We start from the raw sequence: 24,011 nt of genomic DNA, 5'->3' as shown, positions 1-24,011 counted from the left end.
AGGGCGATCGCGCTCCGACACCGGGCCCGCTACCGATACGCTGCCTTGCCGTGCCCGGTTCGAAATCCCCCGTCCTGTCCGACTCCGTGCGTGAGAATGCCGTGGTGGAACTCCTGCGTGTCGCCCCGGTAGCCGAGGAGCTCGCCGCCCGCTTCGCCGCCGCCGGCCATCAGCTGTACCTGGTCGGGGGACCCGTCCGGGACGCGATGCTGGGCCGGCTGGCTGGCGACCTGGACTTCACCACCGACGCCCGGCCGCAGCAGGTGCTGGCGCTGGTCCGGCCCTGGGCCGACGCGGTGTGGGAGACGGGCATCACCTACGGCACGGTCGGCCTGGCCAAGCAGGGCCACCAGCTCGAGATCACCACGTTCCGGGCGGACAGCTACGACCGGGTCAGCCGCAACCCCGAGGTGACCTTCGGCGACTCGATCGAGGCGGACCTGCTGCGCCGCGACTTCACCGTGAACGCGATGGCGGTGGAGATCAGCGAGCGGCGCTTCGTCGACCCGTACGGCGGCCTCGAGGCGCTGGCGGCGAAGGTGCTCGACACGCCGGCGACCCCGCAGGAGTCCTTCGCCGACGACCCGCTGCGCATGCTGCGGGCGGCCCGCTTCGTGAGCCAGCTCGGTTTCACGCCGGCGCCCCGCGTGGTCGAGGCGATGACGTCGATGGCCGACGAGATCACCCGGATCACCGCGGAGCGGGTGCAGACCGAGGTGTCCAAGCTGCTCTGCGGCGCGTACCCCAAGCGCGGCATCGAGCTGCTGGTGGAGACCGGGCTGGCCGCGCACGTGCTGCCGGAGCTGCCGGCGATGCGGCTGGAGATCGACGAGCACCACCAGCACAAGGACGTCTACCAGCACTCGCTGGTGGTGCTCGACCAGGCGATCGCCCAGGAGGAGGACGGTCCGGACCTGATCCTGCGGCTCGCCGCGCTGCTGCACGACATCGGCAAGCCGCCGACCCGGCGGTTCGAGGAGGGCGGCGGCGTCAGCTTCCACCACCACGAGGTGGTCGGCGCGAAGATGGTCCGCAAGCGGTTGCGCGAGCTGAAGTACAGCAAGGAGATCACCAACGACGTGGCCCAGCTGGTGTTCCTGCACCTGCGGTTCCACGGCTACGGCAAGGGCGAGTGGACCGACTCCGCGGTGCGCCGCTACGTCACCGACGCCGGTCCCCTGCTCAGCCGCCTGCACAAGCTGGTGCGGGCCGACTGCACGACCCGGAACAAGCGCAAGGCGCAGAACCTCCAGCGCAGCTACGACGAGCTCGAGGAGCGGATCGCGCGGCTGGCCGCCGAGGAGGACCTGGCCCGGGTGCGGCCGGACCTGGACGGCAACGAGATCATGCGGCTGCTGAACGTGCCGCCGGGGCCGATCGTCGGCAAGGCCTGGACCTTCCTCAAGGACCTGCGGCTGGACCGCGGGCCGCTGGAGCACGACGAGGCGGTGGCCGAACTGTTCGCCTGGGCCCGTGAGCAGGGCGTGCAGGTCCCCGACTGATGTTTCATGTGAAACGTCAGCGCGGGCTGTTGGGGTGCGCCCGCAGCACGAGCAGGTAGCTGGCGAGGCCGACAAGGTAGACCGCGGCGGTGCCGATCACCACGCCCGGGGACCGGCCGTCCATCGGCACGATGAGGGCCACCACCGCGACGCCGATCACCATCGCCGCGTTGAAGACGGTGTCGGAGACAGCGAACACCCGCCCCCGGGACTGGTCGGCCACGTCGCGCTGGATGGCCGCGTCCACGTTCAGCTTCACGGTCTGTCCGCAGAACGTAACGACGAACGCCGCGGCGAGCAGCGTCGGCACCGTCGTCGGCAGTCCGAAGGCGACCAGGCCGACGCATGCCGCGAGCAGGCTGATGACCACCACCAGCGGCCGGCCGAAGCGGCGGACCAGCTCCGGGGTGAAGACGCCGGCGAGGACGAGGCCGGCCGCGCCGGCCGCGACAACCTCGCTCAGGCCGCCCACGCCGGCACGCAGCATGCCGTGGCTGTGCAGCGTGTACTTCATCAGCAGCACGATCACCAGCAGCGAGGCGCCGTAGACGATGCGGTGCGCGGTCAGCGCGATGAAACCGGCGGCCACGCTCGGCACCCGCAGCGCCGCGCGGCCGCCGTCGACCATGCCCTTGGCCACCGCCGTGAAGGCCTGGCTCGGCTCGTCGACCTCGTCCGGGCCCAGCGCGGCGGGCGCGAACTGCGCCGCGAACATCGCCGACACCAGCGCGCCGACGATCGCCACCGCCGTCACCTGGGCCGAGCCCACGTTGCCGGCGCCGAGGATGTTGCGCAGCCCGAACGCGGTCGCGCCGCCGATCGCCGTCGCGACCGAGGACAGGGTCGCCACCAGCGAGTTGCCGGTGACCAGGTCGCGCTGCTCCACGACGTGTGGCAGCGCCGCCGACAGGCCCGCGCCGGTGAACCGGCTCGCGCCCATCACCAACAGCGCGGCGGCGTAGAGCGGACCGTTGCTCAGCCCGAAGCCGTCCGCCGCCGCGGCCACCAGCACCAGCAGCACCCGCACGAAGTTGGCGACGATCAGCAGCCGCCGGCGGTCCCAGCGGTCCAGCAGCGCGCCCGCGAACGGGCCGACCACCGAATACGGGATGAGGATCACCGCGAAGCCGCCGGCGATGGCCAGCGGATCGGCCTGTCGTTCGGGGTTGAACAGCACGGCGCCGGCCAGACCGGCCTGGAACAGGCCGTCGGCCCATTGCGAGGCGAGCCGGCAGAACAGCAGCCGCCGGAACCCCGGATCACCCAGCATCCTGCGCACGGCGTGTCCGTCTGCGACCACGGCAGCAGACTACGTTGCCGGCATCGGCGCGGTCGCCGATATCGGGGTCTCGCTTAGTGGGATCATCAACGCGTGCGCCCCGACCGAGAAGTCGAGCCCGGTTCGCTGCTGGTGGCCTCGCCGAAGCTGCTCGACTCGAACTTCCGCCGCACCGTGGTCTACGTGATCGACCACCGGGGCGAGGGCACGCTCGGCGTGGTGCTCAATCGGCCGAGTGAGGTCGCGGTGCACGACGTGCTGCCGGCCTGGGGCCCTTACGTCAGCCGGCCGCAGGCGGTGTTCGTGGGCGGCCCCGTGGACCAGAAGACGGCGCTGTGCCTGGCCGCGCTGAACACCGGCGAGGACGTCGGCAGCACCGACGGGGTGATCGCGGTGCGCGGCCCGGTGGCGATGGTGGACCTGGACTCCGACCCGGAGGCGCTGGTGCCGAAGGTGCGCGGTTTACGGGTGTTCGCCGGCTACGCCGGCTGGGACGTCAACCAGCTCGGCGGCGAGATCGAGCGCGGCGACTGGTACGTGGTGGCCGGGCTGCCCGGCGACGTGCTGACGCCGCCGGGCATCGACCTGTGGGGGCGGGTGCTGCGCAGGCAGGGCATGCCGCTGGCGTTGCAGGCCAGTCACCCGGGCGACGTGCTGCGGAACTGACCGGTTGGGCAGTGTTGGCTCAGCGCTTCACCAGGCTGCACCCGCCACAGGCGCACCCGGCGCACCCGGCCGGTAGCGTCGGCTCCGGTTCCGGCAGGGCCTCGGCGGCCTTGTTCCCGGTCGCCGCGCCGGCCAGCACGATCGCCAGCATGCCGACCACGCCCACGCCCAGCGGCAGGATCGCGTCGCGCAGCGCCAGCGAGGTCGCCGCGCCGATCACGCCGGCCAGGCCGGCGACCAGGGTCGGCAGGCCGGCCACCCGGTTGGCCAGGGTGAACGCCTCGTCGCTGCGCATGGCGGCCTCGGTGCGCACCCCGAAGAACCGGTTGCGGCGCAGCGTGCCGCGCAGGCCGAGCCCGCCGATCACGCCGAAGGACATGCCGACGAGCAGGACAACCACCGATACCGTCGTGACTGCGAGGTTCACACCGTGGAGGGTAGGCGTTATCCCGTGTCCACCAGGACTTCACCCCGGTCGTATGTGCTGCACGCCATGTTCGGACGCACCCTGACCATCGCCACCACCGCCCTGCTGGCCGTCGGCCTCACCGCGGGCGTCGCCGCCGCGAGTCCGTCCCGGGTCCGCCTGCTCGGCGAGCAGATCGTGCCGCTCAATCTCGCATTTCAGGGAACGACCGTGGGGGGCCTGTCGTCCATCGACCGTGATCCCCGGACCGGCCAGTACGTGCTGATCAGCGACGACCGGTCGGCGATCAACCCGGCCCGGTTCTACACCGCCAAGATCGATGTGGACGCCGCCGGCATCCACTCAGTGGACTTCACCGGCACCCACCCGTTCCTGCGGCCGGACGGCAAGACGTATCCGCCGATCAAGGAGTGGACCGCCACGCCGTGCGCCGCCTCGCGCGAGGTCTGCGACCGGGACGGCACCGTCGACCCGGAGGAGCTGCGGGTCGACCCGTGGACCGGGAACATCACCTGGAGCCAGGAGGGCGAGCGGATCCTGACGCCCCCCACCGCCCTGCTCGACCCGTCGATCCGGCAGGTCCGGCCGGACGGCAGCTACGTCGGCCAGTACCCGCTGCCCGCGAACGAGCGGATGACCACCGACAACGTCGGCCCGCGGCAGAACCAGACGCTGGAGGGCATCACCTACGCCGCCGCCGGCACGCTGCTGGTCAGCGAGCTGGAGGACCCGCTGCTCCAGGACGGCCCCAACCCGACGGCGACCGCCGGCGCGCTGACCCGGATCACCGTGCAGAGCCGGTTCGGCCCGGTGCTGGCGCAGTACGCGTACCCGATCGACCCGTTGTTCGCGGCGTCGCCGAACGCCAACGACACCAACGGTGTGTCGAGCATGGTCGCCTACGACCCCTTCGACCCCACCCGCTACCTGATGGTGGAGCGGGCGTTCGTCACCGGCGTCGGCAACAAGGTCCGCGTGTACGAGATCGACACCAAGGGCGCGACCAACATCAAGGACGTCGCCTCCATCGCCGGCAAGAAGATCAAGCCGGTGAGCAAGAAGCTGCTGGTCGACCTGGACACGCTCGGCCTGCCCAAGGTGGACAACATCGAGGGCATCACTTGGGGGCTGACGCTGCCCGACGGCGAGCGGACCCTGCTGCTGGTCAGCGACAACAACTTCAGCGCCGCCCAGGTCACCCAGGTGATCGCGCTGGCCGTGCGCTAGGCGCCGGCCACCGCAACGACGCCGTCCATCGTTCCCACGTAGGCGTGGTCGACGGACAGCGTCGGCGAGGCGTAGCGCGGTGTGGGGCCGATCGACAGCTGGCTCCGCACCGCGCCGGTCGCCGGATCCAGCGCGTACAGCACGCCACTGGCCGGGTCGATCACCCAGAACGCCGCACCACCGGCCGCGGGCGAGCCGGCCGCCGCGACCGGCGAGGTCCAGAGCGGCGTCAACGTCCCGTTGTTGGCGTAGCTGAACGCCTTGGGGCCGGTCTGGCACGGGAGGACCAGCGTGTTGGCGGCCACCACCGGCGCGCCCTGCGATGGACAGGTCGGCACCTGCGAGACCACATGCGAGAGATCGGCCTGTTCTAGCACGTACGTGACACCGCGCTTGCCCGTGACGATCACGTGCGTGCCCATCAGGACCGGACTCGTCGCGCCGAGATCCACCGCGTGCGCATTGTCGTCGTCCCAGGTCGGCGGGGTGAAGATGTCGGTACGGTTCAACGTGTCGGTGGTCAGCGCCAGCACCGAGTCGCTGTCGTCGTACTGGCCGCCGGTCGACGCGCCGGCGCCGGCGGCGAACAGCAGCCGCGAGTTGTCGACGATGCCGCCGGCGGGACCGGAGAAGCCCGCCTTGCCCCTGGTCGGCACCAGATAGCTGTGCGCGTCGGTGCCATCGGTGCGGACCGACAGCACCGTGCCGACGTAGTTGCCGCAGGCGCCGGTCAGGCCGCCGTAGGCGATGAAGACCCGGCCATCGTTCACCGCAAGGGCGGCGCTCTGCTCGTAGGCGACCGTGTCTCCCTTGGGCGGGTCGGCGATCGCCTGCACCTCGACCGTGCCGGTGTCGACGTCCAGGCCGACCAGGGTGTGGCTGCCGCCCGCGGTCTCCGCCACCGCGAACAGCCGGCCGGTGAGCCGGTCGTACGCCATGGTGCCGGTGATGCCCAGCGGATCGATGTCCCCGCACGGCAGGCCCTGCTTCGGCATCGGCGTGCCCAGGTGGGTGTGCCACTGCACCTGGCCGGTCGCCGGATCCAGCGCGTAGACCGTGTCGTTCTCGGTCGCGGCCAGCACGTGCGTGCCGACGACCAGCGGCTGGCCGTACACGGGACCGTCCAGATTGGCGTGCCAGGCGAGCGCGAGCGTGCCCACCATGTGCAGATCGTCCTTCCAGCCGGTGCGCTGGTTGTCGAAGTGGTACGTGGGCCAGTCGCCGGCCGCGATGGCGGGCAGGACGGTGGTCGTGGTGGTACTCGGCGCCGGAGGGGGCGGGGGCGTCGCGGTGCAGGCGGCCAGCGACAGAACCAGGCAGATCCAAACCCAGCGCATGACCTACAGAGTGTGCGCTAAACTTCGGCCCATGAGCACGGTCCGCCTGCTCCTTATTTAGCCGCGTTGACCTCCTGACGAAGTGGTCGACGCGGCAGCCCTCCATGCCCATCCGGGCTGGGGGGTTTTGTGTTGTCAGGGGCAGGTACGACGAGAGGGACTTCGATGACCGAGCAGACCGCTGAGGCGGCGCCGGCCCACCGTTACACCGCCGAACTGGCCGGCGAGTTCGAGCGCCGCTGGCAGCAGCACTGGGAGGAGCACGGCACCTTCCACGCGCCGAACCCGGTCGGCGCGCTGAGCAGCGACGCGCCGCTGCCCGCCGACAAGATGTTCGTGCAGGACATGTTCCCGTACCCGTCGGGCGCGGGCCTGCACGTCGGCCACCCCCTGGGCTTCATCGGCACCGACGTGTTCGCCCGGTTCCACCGGATGAACGGCCGGAACGTGCTGCACACCATGGGCTTCGACGCGTTCGGCCTGCCGGCCGAGCAGTACGCCGTGCAGACCGGGCAGCACCCGCGCAAGACCACCGAGGACAACATCGCCACCTACCTGCGGCAGATCCGCCGGGTGGGGCTGGGCCACGACGAGCGCCGCCGGATCTCCACCATCGACCCGGGCTACTACCGGTGGACGCAGTGGATCTTCCTGCGCATCTACAACTCCTGGTACGACGAGTCGGCCGGGCGGGCGCGGCCGATCGCCGAGCTGGAGGCCGAGTACGCCAAGGACCCGTCCTGGGCGACGCTGTCCGACGACGAGCGCCGCGCGAAGATCGACTCACGGCGGCTGGCCTACCTGTCCGAGGCGCCGGTGAACTGGTGCCCGGGCCTGGGCACCGTGCTGTCCAACGAGGAGGTCACCGCGGACGGCCGCAGCGAGCGCGGCAACTTCCCGGTGTTCCGGCGCAACCTGCGCCAGTGGATGATGCGCATCACCGCCTACTCCGACCGCCTGGTCGACGACCTGGACCGGCTGGACTGGCCCGAGAAGATCAAGTCGATGCAGCGCAACTGGATCGGGCGCTCGCACGGCGCCCGGGTCCGCTTCGCGTCCGGCGAGCACAGCATCGAGGTCTTCACCACCCGGCCCGACACCCTGTTCGGCGCGACCTACCTGGTAGTAGCCCCGGAGCACCCGCTGGTGGACTCGCTGACCGCCGACGCCTGGCCGTCCGATGTGGACGACCGGTGGACCGGTGGCGCGGCCACCCCGGCGGAAGCCGTTGCGGCGTACCGGCTGGCGGCCTCCCGCAAGTCCGAACTGGACCGTCAGGAGAACAAGGACAAGACCGGTGTGTTCACCGGCTCGTACGCGGTCAACCCGGTCAACGGCGCGAGCATCCCGGTGTTCGTCGCCGACTACGTGCTGATGGGCTACGGCACCGGCGCGATCATGGCGGTGCCCGGTCAGGACACCCGCGACTGGGACTTCGCCGAGGTGTTCGGGCTGCCGATCATCCGCACCGTGCAGCCCACGGAAGGCTTCGACGGCAAGGCCTTCACCGGCGAGGGCCCCGCCATCAACTCGGGCTTCCTGGACGGCATGGACGTCGTGCAGGCCAAGAAGGCGATCACCGAGTGGCTGGCCGAGCGCGGCGCCGGCGAGGGCACCGTGCAGTACAAGCTGCGCGACTGGCTGTTCTCCCGGCAGCGCTACTGGGGCGAGCCGTTCCCGATCGTCTACGACGAGCACGGCGTCGCCCACGACATCCCCGTCGACCAGCTGCCGGTCGAGCTGCCCGAGGTGGACGACTACTCGCCGCGGACCTTCGACCCGAACGACCCGAACACCGAGCCGTCGCCGCCGCTGTCCCGCGCCACCGAGTGGCTGAACGTGGAGCTGGACCTGGGCGACGGGCCGAAGATGTACCGGCGCGACGCCAACACCATGCCCAACTGGGCCGGCTCCTGCTGGTACCAGCTGCGCTACGTGGACCCGGAGAACACCGACCGGTTCGTCGACGCGGTCAACGAGAAGTACTGGTTGGGCCCGCGCCCGGAGATCCACGGCTCCGCCGACCCGGGCGGCGTGGACCTGTACATCGGCGGCGTCGAGCACGCCGTGCTGCACCTGCTGTACTCCCGGTTCTGGCAGAAGGTGCTGTTCGACCTGGGCGAGGTCAGCTCGGACGAGCCGTACCGCCGGCTGTTCAACCAGGGCTACATCCAGGCCTACGCCTACACCGACGCGCGCGGCGTGTACGTGCCGGCCGACGAGGTCGTCGAGCGGGACGGCAAGTACTTCTGGCAGGACCAGGAGGTCAACCGCGAGTACGGCAAGATGGGCAAGAGCCTGAAGAACGTCGTCACCCCCGACGAGATGTGCGACAACTACGGGGCCGACACCTTCCGGCTGTACGAGATGTCCATGGGGCCGCTGGAGGTCTCCCGGCCGTGGGCGACCAAGGACGTCGTCGGCGCGCAGCGCTTCCTGCAACGGCTGTGGCGCAACATGGTCGACGAGGAGACCGGGCAGCTGCGGGTCAGCGAGGCGGAGCCGGACGAGGCGACGCTGCGCGCGCTGCACAAGGCGATCGCCGGCGTCCGCGAGGACTACGCGGAGATGCGCTACAACACCGCCGGCGCGAAGCTGATCGAGCTGAACAACTTCCTGACCAAGGCCGGCGTCACGCCGCGGTCGGTCGCCGAGCCGCTGGTGCTGATGCTGGCGCCGCTGTGCCCGCACATCGCCGAGGAGCTGTGGCAGCGGCTGGGCCACGACACCTCGCTGGCGCACGGGCCGTTCCCGGTGGCCGACGAGCGCTACCTGGTCGACGACACGGTCGAGTACCCGATCCAGGTCAACGGCAAGGTGAAGGCGCGGATCACCGTGGCCGCCGACGCCGACCAGGAGCAGGTCAAGGCGGTCGCGCTGGCCGACGCGAAGGTGGCCGAGCTGCTGGGCGGCAAGGAGCCGCGCAAGGTCATCGTGGTGCCGGGCCGGCTGGTCAACATCGTCGCGTGAGTCCCTGAGGGGTCCCGCTCGCGGGACCCCTCAGGCCGCGTCGGCCAGGCCGATGTCGTCCAGCAGCTGGGTGAGCATGGATTCGAACAGCGGCTCCGGGTTGGTCACCGCGAACGGGAACCGCCCGAACACCTCCAGGGCCACCTGGCCGTACAGGCGGACCCAGAACTGGAGCATCAGGTAGACCACGGACAGGTTGAGCGCCTGCTCGGGCAGCTCGATGCCCTCCTGCTTGATCTGCGCCAGCAGGGTGCCGCGGAAGGCGATGAGGTCGCCGCGCAGCTCCTCGGGCACGTGCTCCTCGTCGGGCAGCAGCAGCTCGTGGGCGGCCAGCAGCTTGCCGGCCATGTTCAGGAAGATCCGGCCGAACTGGTCCTTGGCCGGCCGCAGCATCTTGCCCGTCGAGTCGTCGACCACGCAGTGCGCGGAGTCGTCGGGCGAGGCGAAGACGAGGGTGAATTCCTGCGGGTGGGCCAGCGCCCAGCGGCGGAAACCGCGGCAGACGGCCAGCACGCCGCCGACCGCGTCGTGCTCGTCGATCTGGCCGATGTCGGCGGTCAGCTCCGCGCCCAGGTCGACGCAGATGTCGTCGATCACGCGCCGCAGCAGGTCCTCGCGCGAGTCGTAGTACCGGTACAGCGCGGGCGCGGTGATGCCCAGCTCACGGGCGATCGCGCGCAGCGTGACGGCCTCGCGGCCCTGCTCCACCAGTAGCCTGCGCGCCTGCTGGCGGATTTCCCGCTCGGTGTCGGCGCGGGGCCGATCACGTCGCGTGGTCTCCGTCATAGTTCACCCCATCGTGTTGTAAACGCCGTTAACCATCCCGTACCGTCGGACCGAGTTAACAGTGTTTACAGGTGGCTGTCCTAGGGGAACGGTACAACGACGGAGGGGTGGATGTTCGCTTCCTGGGGAACGCTGGCGTACCGACGCCGCTGGATCGTGATCATCGGCGTGCTGTTGCTGACGGTGATCGGCGGCGCCTGGGGTGCGGGGGTGACCGGCAGCCTCACCCAGGGCGGCTACGACGATCCCGGCAGCCAGGCCGCGCAGGTCGACAAGGTGATCGAGGACTCCATCGGCAAGCAGGGCGGCGACGTCGTCGTGCTGTACACCGCGCCGGCCGGAACCACCGTCGACGACCCGGCACTGGCCCGCAAGATCAACGACAAGCTGGCGGCGCTGCCCAAGGACGACGTGAGCAAGGTCGTCTCGTACTGGAACACCCACGTGCCGCAGCTCGCCGACGCGAGCAGGACGCACGGTCTGGCCACCATCACCCTTGCCTCCGCCGACCAGAGCAAGCAGAGCGCGCAGTACGCGGCGATCGCCGACAAGCTCGCGGTCGACGGCGTGCAGACCCAGATCGGCGGCCAGGCGCCGCTCCAGAAGACGATCACCGACAAGTCCATGACCGACGTGGAGTTCGCCGAGTTCGTCTCGCTGCCGGTGGTGCTCGTGCTGCTGGTGGTGATCTTCGGCAGCGTCGTCGCGGCGCTGATGCCGGTGCTCGTCGGCGGCCTGTCCATCCTCGGCGCGCTGGGCGTGCTGCGGTTGATCTCCCTCGGCCTGGACGTGAACACCTTCGCGGTGAACGTGGCGTCGCTGCTGGGGCTGGGCTTGGCCATCGACTACGGCCTGTTCACCGTCGGGCGGTTCCGTGAGGAACTCGCCGCCGGTCGCGACACCGCCGAGGCCGTGCGCCGCACCGTCGCCACCGCCGGACGGACCGTCGCCTTCTCCGCGACGCTGCTGGTGATCGCCCTGGCCGGGCTGATGGTGTTCCCGCTCGACTTCCTCAAGGCCGTCGCCTACGGCGGCATGTCCGCGGTGGCCATCGCCGCCATCGTGTCGCTGACGCTGCTGCCGGCGATGCTGAGCGTGCTCGGTCCCCGTATCGACAAGCTGTCGGTGCCGTGGCGGCGGGGCAAGGCCGCCAACCCGGAGCCGCGCTGGCTCAACCGCGTGGCCGGCACCGTGATGAAGCGGCCGGCGCTGTTCGTGGTGCCGATCGTCGCCGTGCTGCTGGTGCTCGGCGCGCCGTTCCTGAACGTGAAGTTCGGCGCCGCCGACGAGAAGCAGCTGCCGCCCAGCGACCCCGGGCGTCAGGCCATCGAGTCCATCACCAAGGCGTTCCCGTCCACCGGCAACGACGTCGCCTCGATCGTGCTGCGGGGCAAGACGCTGGGCCAGGCCGACATGGCGAAGTTCGTCCAGGACGCCGGCAAGGTCGCCAGTGACGTGCACCCGGTCGGCGCCAAGGGCGACGTGTACGTGTTCACCGGCAACCTGCCCGGTGACCCGCTCGGCGACCAGGCCAAGGATGCCGTCAAGGATTTGCGGGCGCTGCCCCACCCGGCAGGCACCGAGGTGCTGGTCGGCGGCTTCACGGCCAAGCTGGCCGACAGCACCCAGTCGATCTTCGACCGGCTGCCGTGGATGGTCGCCATCCTCGTCGGCGCGACGCTGCTGTTGATGTTCCTGGCGTTCGGCTCCGTGCTGCTGCCGATCAAGGCCGTGCTGATGAGCGCCCTGAGCCTGTCGGCGACCTTCGGCGTGCTGACGTTCGTGTTCCAGGAGGGGCACGGCGCCGGGGTGCTCGACGTGACGCCGCAGCCGATGCAGGTCGGCGTGATGGTGCTGATCGGTGCGCTCGTGTTCGGCCTGTCCACCGACTACGAGACGTTCCTGCTGTCGCGGATGGTCGAGGCCCGGAACAAGGGCATGTCCACGCCCGAGGCCGTGCGCACCGGCCTGGTCCGCACGGGTCGGATGATCAGCGCCGCCGCCCTGCTGCTGATCGTCGTCACCGGCGCTTTCGGCCTGTCCAGCATCGTGATCATGCGGTTCATCGGCGTCGGCATGATCGTCGCGCTGGTGCTGGACGCGACGGTGGTGCGGCTGCTGCTGGTGCCGGCCGTGCTGCGGCTGCTCGGCAACGCCGCGTGGTGGGCCCCCGGTCCGCTGCGCCGGCTCCAGGAGCGGGTCGGCATCCAGGAGTCGGACGAGCCGGACGACGACGTGGCGGTTGTGCGGGAGCCGGAGCTCGTGCACTGACCGCGGTTGTCCACAGGGCCGGAGTTGTCCACATGTGGATCTTCGCCGCCCCGGGAGCGGCCCTCGGCTCGGTACGCTGAGCGAGGGACGCCCCCCAGGGATGGGTGGGGGATGGAATATCGGTTCCGGGCGAGAGGTTGGCCATCGAGTGACCACTGAAGTGCTTGTACACGTGCGGCCGGGCTGCCCCTTCTGCGACATGCTGCGGTCCAACCTCAAGCGCAGCGGCCTGCCCTACCGCGAGCTGGACATCTGGCAGGACCCGGACGCGGCGGCGGCGGTGCGGGCGGCGGCCAACGGCAACGAGACGGTGCCGACGGTCAACGTGGGCAGCACCTGGATGGTCAACCCCTCGATCCAGCAGGTGCTGGCGGCCGTGCAGGCCGAGGCGCCGGAGCTCCTCCCTCAGCAGTGAGGCTCAGCCGGTGACCGCGACGACGGTCGCCGGCTGCTTCTCGCCGGTGATGCGGATCGTCGAGGTGAGCTGGCCGGTGCCGCCGTCGACGACGGCGGTGGTGTGGCCGGTGGCCAGGTAGACGCTGTGGTCCCGGTTGGAGACGGCGATGCCGTACACGGGGAACACGAGCGTCTGCACCAGGCGTCGGGTCACCGTGTCCACAACGGACACGGTGCGGTCCTGGAGGTTGGCGACGTACAGCCGGTCGGCGGTGACGGCGAGCGCGCACGCGCCGACGCCGACGGGGATGCGCGCGACGACCTTGTCGGTCTTGTTGTCCAGCACGGTGACCGAACCGTCCGTGTTGGACAGTTGGCTGGTGTGCGTGACGTAGGTGGTGGCGCCGTCGGGGCTGATCGCGACGTACTGAGGCAGCAGGTCCACGGGCACGGTGCGGGTGACGGTCGCGATCCGCGGGTCGATCACGGTGACGGTCGCGCTCTGGTTGTTCGTCACGTAGAGGTGATTGCCGTCGGGCGTGACGGCGATGCCGGTCGGGACGCTGCCGACCTGCACCACGGCGGCGAGCGTGTCGGTGGCGGTGTCGAAGCCGAGCACCACGCCCTGCCCGCCCGCGGTGCCGGTGACGTAGAGGCGCTTGCCGTCCGGCCGCACCACGGCCGAGTCGAGCTCGGCTTTGACCTGGAACCGCTTGACCACCTTGGCCTGGGCCACATCGACGACGGCTACCGAGCCGGTCCAGCCGTTGACCACGTACACGGTGCGGCCGTCGGGACTCGCCGCGAGGCCGGTGACCTTGCCGCCGGTGTCCACCACGGCGGTGACATCGCCGGCGGCGATGTCCAGGATCTGGAGCTCACCGGTGTCCCCGGCGACGAACGCGTGCACCGCGGCGGCGTTCACCGCGGGTTGGATCTCCACCGGTAGCTCGGCCTCCAGCCCGGCGGCCAGCAGCGCGCACGCGATTCCGACCGCCACCAGTGCTCGCAGTCGCCGAGCGCCGAACCGACGCTGGCAGCGCGTGGTGGTCACAAGGCGCATGGGAGCATTTTGACCATGGTCCCGGCCACTCGCGCACCCGGGACGGGTGAACGTTTGCCCACGGCCGAGAACGCATAAGTGCCCTGGTGCCGTATCGCTCGGGGGGCTACGCGATCGGCGCCAGGGCACCCAACCGGCTGCCAAAACAGCCGGTACACCAGTGTGTATCAGTCCTGCACCTGATTTGTTACGCCCCGCGACTCATCCGTTATGACTCCTTCACGTGAGACCAGACGGGCGTACCGCGTGCCCGCCAGCAGCAGTAGCAGGCCTGCGGCCAAGAAGGCGAGCACGCGGGCGAGCCCGTCCAAGGTCGCCAGGTCGAACAGGATGAGCTTCACGACAGCGGCCCCGACCAGCACCAATCCGACCGCGCGCAGCGCCGCGGAGCGGACGCCGAGCAGTAGCAACGCGATGGCGGCGACGGTCCACGACACGGTGATCACGGCGTGCCCGAACACGAATCCGGTCCGGTCGGGCTCGATCAGCAGGGCGGTGGACAGCACCGCGCCGGCCGCGCCGTACAGCATCACGACGCCGGCGACGATCCACGGCGCGGCCTGGCGGATCGGCGCTCCGATGACCTTCATCCGGTACCCGACCAGCGGAATCGCGATCGCCACGACGGCCACCAGCAGGGCCGTCAGCGCGGTGCTGACGGTCAGCTCCTGCTCGGGCCGGTAGACGACCAGCATGGCCGGCGTGACTGTCGTCAGGCCCCAGAGCAGGCCGAATCCGCCGGTCAGCAGCGCGGCGAGCAGCGCAGCCCGGTGCCGGACGAGATCGGCGGCCAGAACCAGCACCAAAGATTCACCCAGAAGGGTGACGGCTTGGGTGGGGCCGGTCAGCGCGTGCACGGTCGCGTCCACGACGGCGACCGAGCCAAGGACCGCCGCCGTGACCGTGATCGGTGTGCCCAGCCAGCGGTCGCAGACCGCCACCGCGAGCATCAGCACGGCGACGATCACCGCCAGCCACGTGGCCTCCGACTTGGTCAGCGTGACGCCGGCGACGAGCGCGGCAACCGGGGCGGTGGCCAGCAGGATCGCCGGCATCGCGACGTTCTCGCGGTCGCGCAGCGTCGCCACCACGGCGACGGCGACGCCGACCACCGTCGCCGCCAGCGCCACGCCGGCGGTCTGCATGCGGTCGCCGGGCCCGGCGCTGAACACTGTGGTCACCAGGCTGGCCAGCACGGGCGGGATGCCGGCGACCAGCGCCAGCGCCGGCCAGCTCCGCAGCAACTGGGCCGGCATCGCGCCGATCTGCAACACCACCAGGAATGCCACCAGCAGCGCCGTGAACCCGTGCGTCAGCACCGGATCGCACACCGCGCAGCCGAGGATCACCCAGATGGCGATGAACTGGGCGTTCCAGCGCGCGGCCAGCAGCAGTCCACCGGCGGCGACCAGCAGGGCCACGAGCAGCCCGGCCCACTGCGGCATCAGCCCGTACAGCGAGGTCGCGGCGGCGATGTCCAGGTAGAGGACCGCGATACCGGTCGCGGCCAGCGCGTACGCACCGCTGCGGCCGGCGGGATTCCGGTGCACCCACAGGCCGCCGGCGATCAGCGCGAGCCCCAGCCCACCGCCGACGACCACCCGCGGCTCCGGTCCGAGCCAGCCGCGCTGCACCGCCAGCACCATCAGCAGCACGATGCCGAGCAGCGTGACGGAACCGCCGACCCAGGCCACGACCTTGCTGCCGGCGCCCTCGCGGCCGAGGCGTTCCGGCAGCGGAGGCGGCGGGACGTACCTGGGCGGCGGCATCTGGCCGGGCACGGGTGCGGGCATGGGCGCGCCGGGCGGCTGGACCGGGACCGGCATCGGCATCGGCATCGAGGTCTGCACGAACGACGGCGCGGGGCCCACGACCTGCGTGCGCTGCAACTCCTGGCTGACGACCTGGAGCCGCCGCCCGATGAAGTCCAGCTCGGCGGCCAGTCGCGCCAGCGGTTCCGAAGTGGTCATGCCGTCAGGATGAGTTCTGCCGCCGCCGAATGGATCCGTAGCACTACTCACGTGGCAGGGTTGTGATGTGACCGTTGAGGTGGTGGTGATCGGATCGGCGAACGCCGACGTCGTGGTGCAGGTGGAACGCCGCCCGGGCCCGGGCGAGACGGTGCTCGGATCGGACACGGTGCTGGCCGCCGGCGGCAAGGGCGCGAACGCGGCGGTGGCGGCGGCGTTGCAGGACGGCCGGGTCGCGCTGCTGGGTGCGGTGGGCGGCGATCAGCACGGCGAGCTGCTGCGCGGGTCGATGAGCCGGGCCGGCGTGCAGCTCGACCTGGTGCGCACGGTGGATCGGCCGACCGGGGCCGCCTACATCACGATCACGCCGGACGGGGAGAACACGATCGTGGTGTCCCCCGGTGCGAACTCGGCGGTGGACGTCGACCAGGTCGAGGCGGCGCGGAAAACGATCGCGGGGGCCAAGGTGCTGCTGGCCTCGCTGGAGGTGCCGCTGCCGGCCATCGAGCGGGCGGTGGCGCTGGCGGCCGAGGCCGGGACTCGGGCGGTGCTGAACCTGTCGCCGGTGGCGAAGCTGTCGTCGCAAACGCTTGCGGCACTGGATCCGCTGGTGGTGAACGAGCACGAGGCGCAGTGGCTGCTGGACGGCGCGACCGATGTGACCAAGCTGCTCGGCCTCGGACCGCGCTCGGCGGTGGTGACGCTGGGCAGCCGCGGGGCGCTGGTGATCGAGTCCGCCGGCACGACGGAGGTGTCCTCGCCGAGCGTCAGGGCGGTCGACACGACCGGCGCGGGCGACGCCTTCGTGGGAGCGTTGATCACGCAGTTGGCGGCCGGGGACGACCTGGTCGCGGCGGCTCGCCGGGCGGTGCGGGTGGCGGCCGTCTCGGTGACGCGGCCGGGTGCGCAGGCTTCCTACCCGACCCGTGGTGAGGTCGACCGGGCGGAGGGTATGGTCTAGACCATGTCGAGCGCGCGACTCAAGGGTGTCGGGGTGAGTGCGGGCCGGGCCTCCGGCCCCGTCGTGCGGGTCGCTGACCCGCTGCCGGAGCCGGCGGCGACGCCGGCGCCCGCCGATCCGGCGGCCGAGGCCGCCCGGATCAAGCCGGCCGCGGCGGCCGTCGTCGCCCGGCTGACCGAGCGCGCCGACGCCGCGACCGGCGAGGCCAAGGAGGTCCTGGAGACCACCGCCGCGATGGCCGCCGACCCGTCGCTGGCCAGCCAGGCCGAGAAGCTCGTGACCACCAAGTCGCTGCCCGCGACCCGAGCCGTGTTCGAGGCCGCCGAGACGTTCGCGGCCGCGCTGGCCGCGGCCGGCGGCTACATGGCCGAGCGGGTCCGCGACATCCGGGACGTGCGCGACCGCATCGTCGCCGAGCTGATGGGCGTGGAGCCGCCCGGCGTGCCGACGCTGACCGGGCCGTCCGTGCTGGTCGCCCGCGACCTGGCGCCGGCCGACACCGCCGGCCTCGACCCGAGCAAGGTGCTCGCCCTCGTGACGGAGGAAGGCGGGCCGACCAGCCACACCGCCATCCTCGCGCGGGCGCTGGGCATCCCGGCCGTCGTCGCCACCACCGGCCTGCTGGCGCTGGGCGAAGTCCGCGGCCTGATCGTCGACGGCGACACCGGTGTCGTCGAGGTCCCCGCCGGCCGCGTCGAGGTGCTCGCCGCCGCCGCGGGCAAGGAAGTGCACTGGGACGGCGTCGGCATCACCTTCGACGGCAACCGGATCAAGGTGCTGGCCAACGTCGGCTCCGCCGCCGACGCGACGGCCGCCGCGGCCAACGGGGCCGAGGGCGTGGGCCTGTTCCGCACCGAGTTCTGCTACCTGTCGGCGACCAACGAGCCCTCGGTGGCCGAGCAGACCGCCGCCTACACAGCGGTGCTCAAGCCGTTCGCCGGCAAGCCGGTGACCGTCCGCACGCTGGACGCCGGCGCGGACAAGCCGCTGGCCTTCCTCGCCCCCGACCCGGAGCCCAACCCGGCGCTGGGCGTGCGCGGCCTGCGGGTCGCGTTCACCCGTACCGACGTGCTGGACCGGCAGTTGGAGGCGATCGCCGCGGCCGCCGCCGAGACCGGCGCGCTGGTCCAGGTCATGGCGCCGATGGTGGCCACCGCCGAGGAGGCGGGCTGGTTCGCCGAGCGGGTCCGCGCCGCCGGCATCGCGAAGGCCGGCGTGATGATCGAGGTGCCGGCGGCCGCGCTGACCGCCCGCGAGGTCTTCGACGCCGTCGACTTCGTCAGCCTCGGCACCAACGACCTGGCCCAGTACACGTTCGCGGCGGACCGGCAGGTCGGCGCCGTGGCGGCGCTCAACGACCCCTGGCAGCCGGCGCTGCTGCGGCTGATCGCCCTGGTCGGCAAGGCCGCCGGCGAGACCGGCAAGCCGGCCGGCGTCTGCGGCGAGGCGGCGGCCGATCCGCACCTGGCGGCGGTGCTCGTCGGCCTCGGCATGACCAGCCTGTCGATGAACGCGAGCGCGTTGCAGCGGGTGGGTGCCGGCCTGGCCGAGGTGCACTTCGACCAGTGCCAGCTCGCGGCCAAGGCGGCCGTGGCCACGCACGACCCGGAGCACGCGCGCCTGGCGGCGCGGGCGGCGCTCACGCCGCGCCGCAACCACTGAGGTCAGTGCTGGTCCGCGTCCAGGCCGTGCTCGATGGCGTAGCGGGCCAGCTCGACCCGGTTGTGCAGCTGGAGCTTGCGCAGCGTGGACTGGACGTGGTTCTCCACGGTCCGGTGCGAGATCACCAGCTTGGTGGCGATCTGGCGGGAGGTCATGCCCTTCGCCACCAGGCGCAGCACCTCGGTCTCCCGGTCGGTCAGCTCCGGGGCCGGCTCCGGCCCGGCCGGCGCGGCGGCCATCCGCCGGTACTCGCCGAGCACCAGCCCGGCCAGGCCGGCGGTGAACACCGCCGCGCCCTCGGCGGTCCGGTTGACCGCGTCCACCAGCTCCTCGACCGACGCCGACTTGAGCAGGTAGCCGGAGGCGCCGGCCTTCACCGCCTCCAGCACGTCGCTCTGCTCGCCGCTGGCCGACAGCACCAGCACCCGCGTCTCCGGCCGCGCGGCGATGATCTGCTGGGTCGCCTCCACGCCGGTCTGCGCACCCAGGTTGAGGTCCATCAGCACCACGTCCGGCCGGACGGTGCCGGCGATCCGCACCGCCGACGCCGCGTCGCTGGCCGTGGCAACCACCTCGAAGCCCCGCTCCTGCAGGTCGCGGGCCACGCCGGCCCGCCACATCGGATGGTCGTCGACGACCATCACCGACACGCTCACCTGGATCCCCCTGTCGGCACGTGCAACTCCCACTCGGTGCCCTCGCCGGGCGCCGTCGTCAGCTCGACGGTGCCACCCAGGTCGGCGATCCGTCCCCGGATCGACTGGGAGACACCGAGATGGCCCTCGGCCTCGGCGGCGGCCAGCCGGCCGTCCGCGATGCCCACGCCGTCGTCACGGACGCTGAGCACCACCTCGCCGCCGAGATCCTCCAGCAGCACCCACGCCCGCGCCGCCGACCCGGCGTGCTTGTCCACATTGGACAGCGCCTCGCGCACGGCGGCCGCGAGCTCGCCGGCGGTCACCTGCGGCACGAGCACCGGCGTCGCCGGCGCGGCCACCGAGATCGACGGCGTGGCCATGAGCTGCAACCACTGCCGCAGGTCGGTGTCGCCATCCACAGTGGACTCCAGCGGCCCGGACGCGATCAGCGACCGCAGCGCGATCTCCTGCTCGCCGGCCAGCTCCGCGATCTCCGCCGCCTCGCCGCCGACCTCCAGGCCGCGCTTGCGCACCCGGGCCAGCACCTGGAGCACGCCGTCGTGGATGGACCGCGCCAGCCGCTCCCGCTCCGCGGTCGCCGCCTCGGTGCGCAGCGCCTGCCGCACCCGGTCCGCCGAGTTGCGGGTCGCCTCCGTCGCCACGCCGACCACGAAGCTGACGCCGATCAGCAGCACGGTGTCCTCGGCGAGGTAGATGTTGAAGTAGCCGCGCGGCAGCACGTTGGCCACGGCGGTGATGCCGCCGAACAGCAGCCCCCAGTACCGGCCCCCGTAGATCGCGCCGCCGACCGGCACGGCTGCGGACCACAGGGTGGTGATGGTCTGCGCGCCGCCCTGCAACTGCGCGGGGCCGACGATCGGCACCGACGACAGCATCAGCACGGTGTTCAGCACGAGGTCGGCGATCACGAGCTGCGGCAGGCGGCCGGGCGGCGTCACGTAGAAGAACGTGAGCACGCCGGTCCACACGGTCATCACGCCGGCGACAAGCCACCCGGCCCACGCCACCGCGAAGGTGTGGGCGTTGAGCCAGATGCTGCCGAGCGCGAACGCCCATGTCACGATGCGTAGCACGATCAGGCCCCGCCAGAACGGCGTGGCCGGATCGTCGTCGGGACTGATCCCCGGAATGGCTGGTCTGTTCCTCACCACGTGCTCCTCCCCGCGGACATCCTGCCGTGACCGGGTGGATCCGGGTATCCCTGACCGGTGGACTTCTGCTCACGTCACGACGTGTGCGAGGCTCAACGACATCCGGTGACGTGTCGGAAACGGAACTCACGTGCGCGACTGGTCGATGTGGACCCTGCCGAGGCCCGCGTTGGTCTACTGGCTCGCAGTGGACCTCGCCGCGGTGGCGCTGGGCGGCTACGTCCTGGCCGCGACCCCGCCGCCGCAGCTCGCCGACCTCGGCCGCTTCGGCGCGGTCGCGGGCACCGGCGTGGTGGTCGTCGTGATCACGGCGATCGCCACCCAGCTCTCCAACGAGTCCCGGCGCAACCCCTGGGCGCTGCACATCTGCTACCTGTCGGCGGGCCTGCTCCTGCTGCCGCCGAACCTGGTGCTGCTGCTCCTGCTCGGCCCCGCCCTCTACGGCGTGCTCGGCCCGGGACCGCAGGCGCACCGCTGGCTGTTCACGCTGGCCGCGACCACGCTGTCGGTGTTCGCCGCCCGGCTCGTCATCGGCTGGGACCACCCGAACTGGGACTTCGGCATGCTCGTGCTCGCCGGCGCGGTGCTGCTGCTGACCCGCTTCGCGCTGGTGGCCATCGGTCTGCGGCTGCGCGCCCCGTCCGCCGGCGCCGACGAGGTGTTCGGCGAGCCGATCGACGTGGTGCTGGGCATCGTCGCGGCGAGCACCGGCGGGCTGATGGCCGCCGCCGTGCTGGCCGACCCGATCCGAGCGCTGCTCGCCGGGCCGCCGATGTTCCTGCTGGAACGGGCCGCCCAGCTGCCGCAGTGGCGTCGCTCCGCGCAGCGGGACGCCAAGACGGGGCTGTCCAACGCCGTGCACTGGGACGTGCAGGCCCGCGAGGAGCTGGCCAAGGCGTCCGGACGCGGCCGGCCGGTCGCGATGATGCTGCTGGACCTGGACCACTTCAAGCGGGTCAACGACCAGGTCGGGCATCTGGCCGGCGACGCGGCGCTGGCCGCGGTGGCCCGCGAGCTGCGTGGCAGCGTCCGGCACGGCGACCTGGTCGGGCGGTTCGGCGGCGAGGAGTTCGTGGTGCTGCTGCCCGACACCGGTCCGGGCGTCGCCGAGTCGGTGGCCGAACGGGTCCGGCACGCCATCTCGCTGCTGCGGGTGTCGACCACCGCCGCCGACGGCCAGGCGCACACGCTGTCGGGCCTGACCGTCAGCATCGGAGTGTCCACATCGGACCGCTACGGCTACGACGTGTCGGCGCTGCTGGTCGCCGCCGACTCGGCCCTGCTGTCCGCCAAGGGCTACGGCCGCAATCTCGTCGCGATGGCGTAGCTACTTGCCGTGCCCCGGCTCCACCTTCGGCGGCCGGGTCGGGTCCACTTCGGACGGATCGACGCCCTGGTCGTGCAGCAGCGACCGGATCCCCGAGTTCAGCACGGCCAGGATCGGCACGGACATCAGTGCGCCGGCGATGCCGCCGAAGGTGAAGCCGGCGGCGATCATCAGCACCACCGCCAGCGGGTGCAGCTGCACCGCGCGGCCCAGCAGCAGGGGCTGGAGGATGTGGCTCTCCAGCTGCATCACCGCGATCACGATGGCCAGCACGATCAGCGCCGACACGAAGCCCTTGGCCACCAGCGCCACCAGCACCGCCACCGTGCCGGCGATCACCGCGCCGACGATCGGGATGAACGCGCCGAGGAACACCAGCGCGGCCAGCGGCACCGCCAGCGGCACGCCGACGATGCCGATGCCGATCCCGATGCCGAGCGCGTCCACCACCGCCACCGCGGCGGTGGCCCGCACGTAGCGGACCAGCGAGGCGAAGCCGCGGCGGCCGGCCACGTCCACCCGCGGCCGCACGTCGGCCGGGATGATCTTGATCAGGAACGACCAGATGCCGCCGCCGTCGTGCAGGAAGAAGATGGTGGTGAACAGCACCAGCAGGACGCCGGTGAGCACCTCGGTGAGGGTGGCCGCGGTGGACAGCGCGCTGGTGGTGATGGTCAGCTGGTTGTCCTGGATCAGCTTCACGATCTGGTTGGTGAAGCCGGTGAGCTGGTCGGTGGACACGCGCAGCGGCGGCCCGGCCAGCCAGGTCTGGATCGCCTTGACCGAGCCGGCCACCTGCTTCTGGAGGTCGGGCAGGCCGCCGATGAAGGCGTTGATCACGCCGTAGAGCACGCCGACGACCAGGGCGATGCCGCCGACCACGACGATCGCGGTGGCCAGCCCGCGCGGCAGCCGCCAGCGCACCAGCTGGGCCACCGCCGGCGCGAGCAGCGCGGACATCAGCAGCGCGATGGCCACCGGGATGATGACGACGGCCAGGTAGCCGACGATCCAGGAGATGAGCCAGACCGCGGCGGCGACGGCCACCAGCCGCCAGCTCAGCGCGGCGCTGACCCGCAGCACCTTGGGCACGGACTGGCTGACGTCCTCGGGGCGACCGGGCCGGGCAGAAGTCACGAGATCACCGTAGCCGCCCGAACCGCCCGAAGGCATCGTTCACACCTTCAGGGGATCTTGGGGTGTCGGAGCTGCGAGGACCGTTCCGAAACTGACAGTCTCTCGGCGTCGACATCGCGGACGCCTTCGCGTTCCGCCGGTGATGTCGGCGTTTCCCCAGGCGAGCGGAAGAGGATCTTCATTTTGTCGACGGACGGGCACGTGATCACGGGGGGCGGCCGGCTGCGCCGCGCGCTCACCCGTGCGCTGCTGACCGTCGGCGGCGCGGCGGGCCTGACGGTCGCCGCGTGGTGCCTCTCCACCGCCTGCGCGTCCGCGGGAACCCTCGACGGCCACCAGGCCGCCACGGCGAACCCCGCGGCCGTGACGCACGGCCACTCGCCGGAAACCGCATCAGCGGACGCCGGGGTGCACGAGATGGCCCGCACCGTCGCGACCGCGAGCAAGCCGGCCGTGGGCTCTCTCGCCGACGGGCACCAGATCGTGGCGAGTGGGGCGAACCTGCCCTCCTCCGCCGATTTCGACCGGTTCGCCCACCAGGTCCAGGACGACTTCGTCCAGGTGGGGCGGCACGTGGCCACGCCGGCCCCGGCCGCCCTGGTGGGGGACTCGGTCACGCTGGTGCGCCACGTGGTCCAGTTCCCGCTGGCCACCCTGCCGGTGCGGCTGCCGATCCCGGTGATCGGCGACCTCAACGGCGCGTCCACGACGACCGACGGCCGGCAGTCCGTCACCTCGGCCGGGCTCGACCCGGCCGGTGTGCTCGCCGGCCCGCTCGCCGCCGTCGTCGGCGCGTCCGCCGACACCGTGTACATCGTGCGGCACTCGTTGCCGCCGCACCGGAGCTCGGACCTGTCCGGCCCGAGGAACTCCACGCCGATGCCGGCCGTGCCTGCCCAGGCCCCGTCGGCCCCGTGCTGCTTCGGACACGGAGGCGCCGGCACGCCCGGCTCCCCCACCGCCGGGCAGCTTCCGTTCGGCTCCACCCTCGGCGCCGCTGCGCGCAGGTCCGTCGTGGCCACCTCGCAGTCGGTGTCCGTGTTGACCGGCAAGCAAGCCGGCATCACGCCTGACTGATTCCCGCGCGCGGCTGGCGGTCGCAGGGGCATTGCCCCGCACCGTTCTCGGTCCGTGCGCATTCTTCTGCGCCGTCCCAGCCGCGCTAACGACCCGGGATGCACCCACCCCCCTCAGCCGGGTGCATCCCACTTCCCCGGGTG

At 71.7% G+C, this 24,011-nt stretch carries 19 protein-coding genes; 10 read left to right on the top strand and 9 right to left on the bottom strand.

What is annotated here, in order from left to right; all coding sequences use genetic code 11:
- The first annotated feature begins 50 nt into the window (after positions 1-50).
- A complete protein-coding gene (locus BCF44_RS12550; protein ID WP_246014986.1) occupies positions 51-1,502 on the top strand; it encodes a CCA tRNA nucleotidyltransferase in 1,452 nt (483 codons plus the stop codon).
- 16 nt (positions 1,503-1,518) lie between these two features.
- On the opposite strand, the gene BCF44_RS12545 is transcribed toward BCF44_RS12550, so the two are convergent.
- The gene (locus BCF44_RS12545; protein ID WP_342775592.1) at positions 1,519-2,802 is read right to left on the bottom strand and encodes an MFS transporter; all 1,284 of its coding nucleotides are present in this window, start codon (positions 2,800-2,802) and stop codon (positions 1,519-1,521) included.
- A 72-nt stretch (positions 2,803-2,874) separates the two neighbouring features.
- On the opposite strand from BCF44_RS12545, the gene BCF44_RS12540 reads away from it, so the two are divergent.
- On the top strand, positions 2,875-3,447 hold the full coding sequence (locus tag BCF44_RS12540) for a YqgE/AlgH family protein (protein ID WP_116174425.1): 573 nt from the start codon (positions 2,875-2,877) through the stop codon (positions 3,445-3,447).
- Between the two features lie 19 nt (positions 3,448-3,466).
- Here the strand turns inward: BCF44_RS12540 and BCF44_RS12535 are convergent, their stop codons facing one another.
- The gene (locus tag BCF44_RS12535; RefSeq protein ID WP_246014985.1) at positions 3,467-3,874 is read right to left on the bottom strand and encodes an SdpI family protein; all 408 of its coding nucleotides are present in this window, start codon (positions 3,872-3,874) and stop codon (positions 3,467-3,469) included.
- Positions 3,875-3,940: 66 nt separating this feature from the next.
- Here BCF44_RS12535 and BCF44_RS12530 point away from each other — a divergent pair, with 66 nt between their 5' ends.
- A complete protein-coding gene (locus BCF44_RS12530) occupies positions 3,941-5,101 on the top strand; it encodes an esterase-like activity of phytase family protein (protein WP_116174886.1) in 1,161 nt (386 codons plus the stop codon).
- Here the strand turns inward: BCF44_RS12530 and BCF44_RS12525 are convergent.
- The gene (locus BCF44_RS12525) at positions 5,098-6,438 is read right to left on the bottom strand and encodes an outer membrane protein assembly factor BamB family protein (protein ID WP_116174424.1); all 1,341 of its coding nucleotides are present in this window, start codon (positions 6,436-6,438) and stop codon (positions 5,098-5,100) included. The genes BCF44_RS12530 and BCF44_RS12525 overlap by 4 nt on opposite strands.
- 165 nt (positions 6,439-6,603) lie before the next feature.
- Between BCF44_RS12525 and leuS the strand changes: the two genes are divergently transcribed.
- Complete coding sequence (gene leuS / locus BCF44_RS12520) at positions 6,604-9,408, top strand: leucine--tRNA ligase (protein ID WP_116174423.1); 2,805 nt, start codon at positions 6,604-6,606, stop codon at positions 9,406-9,408.
- 30 nt (positions 9,409-9,438) lie between these two features.
- Here leuS and BCF44_RS12515 read toward each other — a convergent pair whose 3' ends face one another.
- Positions 9,439-10,194: a TetR/AcrR family transcriptional regulator gene (locus BCF44_RS12515; RefSeq protein ID WP_116174422.1), complete on the bottom strand. Its 756-nt coding sequence runs from the start codon at positions 10,192-10,194 to the stop codon at positions 9,439-9,441.
- 111 nt (positions 10,195-10,305) lie between these two features.
- Between BCF44_RS12515 and BCF44_RS12510 the strand changes: the two genes are divergently transcribed.
- Together BCF44_RS12510 and BCF44_RS12505 are read left to right on the top strand one after the other, a co-directional pair.
- On the top strand, positions 10,306-12,465 hold the full coding sequence (locus BCF44_RS12510) for an MMPL family transporter (protein WP_116174421.1): 2,160 nt from the start codon (positions 10,306-10,308) through the stop codon (positions 12,463-12,465).
- A 148-nt stretch (positions 12,466-12,613) separates the two neighbouring features.
- Positions 12,614-12,880, top strand: a complete 267-nt coding sequence (locus BCF44_RS12505) for a glutaredoxin domain-containing protein (protein WP_281283104.1) — start codon at positions 12,614-12,616, stop codon at positions 12,878-12,880.
- 3 nt (positions 12,881-12,883) lie between these two features.
- Here the strand turns inward: BCF44_RS12505 and BCF44_RS12500 are convergent, their stop codons facing one another.
- The gene (locus BCF44_RS12500) at positions 12,884-13,924 is read right to left on the bottom strand and encodes an SMP-30/gluconolactonase/LRE family protein (protein WP_116174419.1); all 1,041 of its coding nucleotides are present in this window, start codon (positions 13,922-13,924) and stop codon (positions 12,884-12,886) included.
- Between the two features lie 167 nt (positions 13,925-14,091).
- Positions 14,092-15,894 carry a DUF2339 domain-containing protein gene (locus BCF44_RS12495; protein ID WP_116174418.1) on the bottom strand — a complete coding sequence of 601 codons (1,803 nt, stop codon included), beginning with the start codon at positions 15,892-15,894 and terminating at the stop codon, positions 14,092-14,094.
- 67 nt (positions 15,895-15,961) lie between these two features.
- On the opposite strand from BCF44_RS12495, the gene BCF44_RS12490 reads away from it, so the two are divergent.
- Together BCF44_RS12490 and ptsP are read left to right on the top strand one after the other, a co-directional pair.
- On the top strand, positions 15,962-16,855 hold the full coding sequence (locus BCF44_RS12490; RefSeq protein ID WP_116174417.1) for a ribokinase: 894 nt from the start codon (positions 15,962-15,964) through the stop codon (positions 16,853-16,855).
- A 3-nt stretch (positions 16,856-16,858) separates the two neighbouring features.
- Positions 16,859-18,517 carry a phosphoenolpyruvate--protein phosphotransferase gene (ptsP, locus tag BCF44_RS12485; protein WP_116174416.1) on the top strand — a complete coding sequence of 553 codons (1,659 nt, stop codon included), beginning with the start codon at positions 16,859-16,861 and terminating at the stop codon, positions 18,515-18,517.
- A gap of 2 nt (positions 18,518-18,519) precedes the next feature.
- On the opposite strand, the gene BCF44_RS12480 is transcribed toward ptsP, so the two are convergent.
- A complete protein-coding gene (locus tag BCF44_RS12480) occupies positions 18,520-19,158 on the bottom strand; it encodes a response regulator (protein ID WP_116174884.1) in 639 nt (212 codons plus the stop codon).
- 11 nt (positions 19,159-19,169) lie between these two features.
- Positions 19,170-20,324 (bottom strand): MacS family sensor histidine kinase, encoded by a 1,155-nt coding sequence (gene macS, locus BCF44_RS12475; RefSeq protein ID WP_246014984.1) that lies wholly within the window; start codon positions 20,322-20,324, stop codon positions 19,170-19,172.
- A gap of 133 nt (positions 20,325-20,457) precedes the next feature.
- Between macS and BCF44_RS12470 the strand changes: the two genes are divergently transcribed.
- Positions 20,458-21,654, top strand: a complete 1,197-nt coding sequence (locus BCF44_RS12470) for a GGDEF domain-containing protein (protein ID WP_246014983.1) — start codon at positions 20,458-20,460, stop codon at positions 21,652-21,654.
- Here BCF44_RS12470 and BCF44_RS12465 read toward each other — a convergent pair whose 3' ends face one another.
- Positions 21,655-22,791 carry an AI-2E family transporter gene (locus BCF44_RS12465; protein ID WP_246014982.1) on the bottom strand — a complete coding sequence of 379 codons (1,137 nt, stop codon included), beginning with the start codon at positions 22,789-22,791 and terminating at the stop codon, positions 21,655-21,657. It abuts the gene before it with no gap.
- A 201-nt stretch (positions 22,792-22,992) separates the two neighbouring features.
- Here BCF44_RS12465 and BCF44_RS12460 point away from each other — a divergent pair, with 201 nt between their 5' ends.
- Positions 22,993-23,868: a hypothetical protein gene (locus BCF44_RS12460; protein ID WP_147328474.1), complete on the top strand. Its 876-nt coding sequence runs from the start codon at positions 22,993-22,995 to the stop codon at positions 23,866-23,868.
- Positions 23,869-24,011: the final 143 nt, after the last annotated feature.

Origin of the sequence: Kutzneria buriramensis, assembly GCF_003387475.1 — a bacterium.
Taxonomy (GTDB): Bacteria; Actinomycetota; Actinomycetes; order Mycobacteriales; family Pseudonocardiaceae; genus Kutzneria; species Kutzneria buriramensis.
This window is presented reverse-complemented; position numbering and strand designations above follow the sequence as displayed.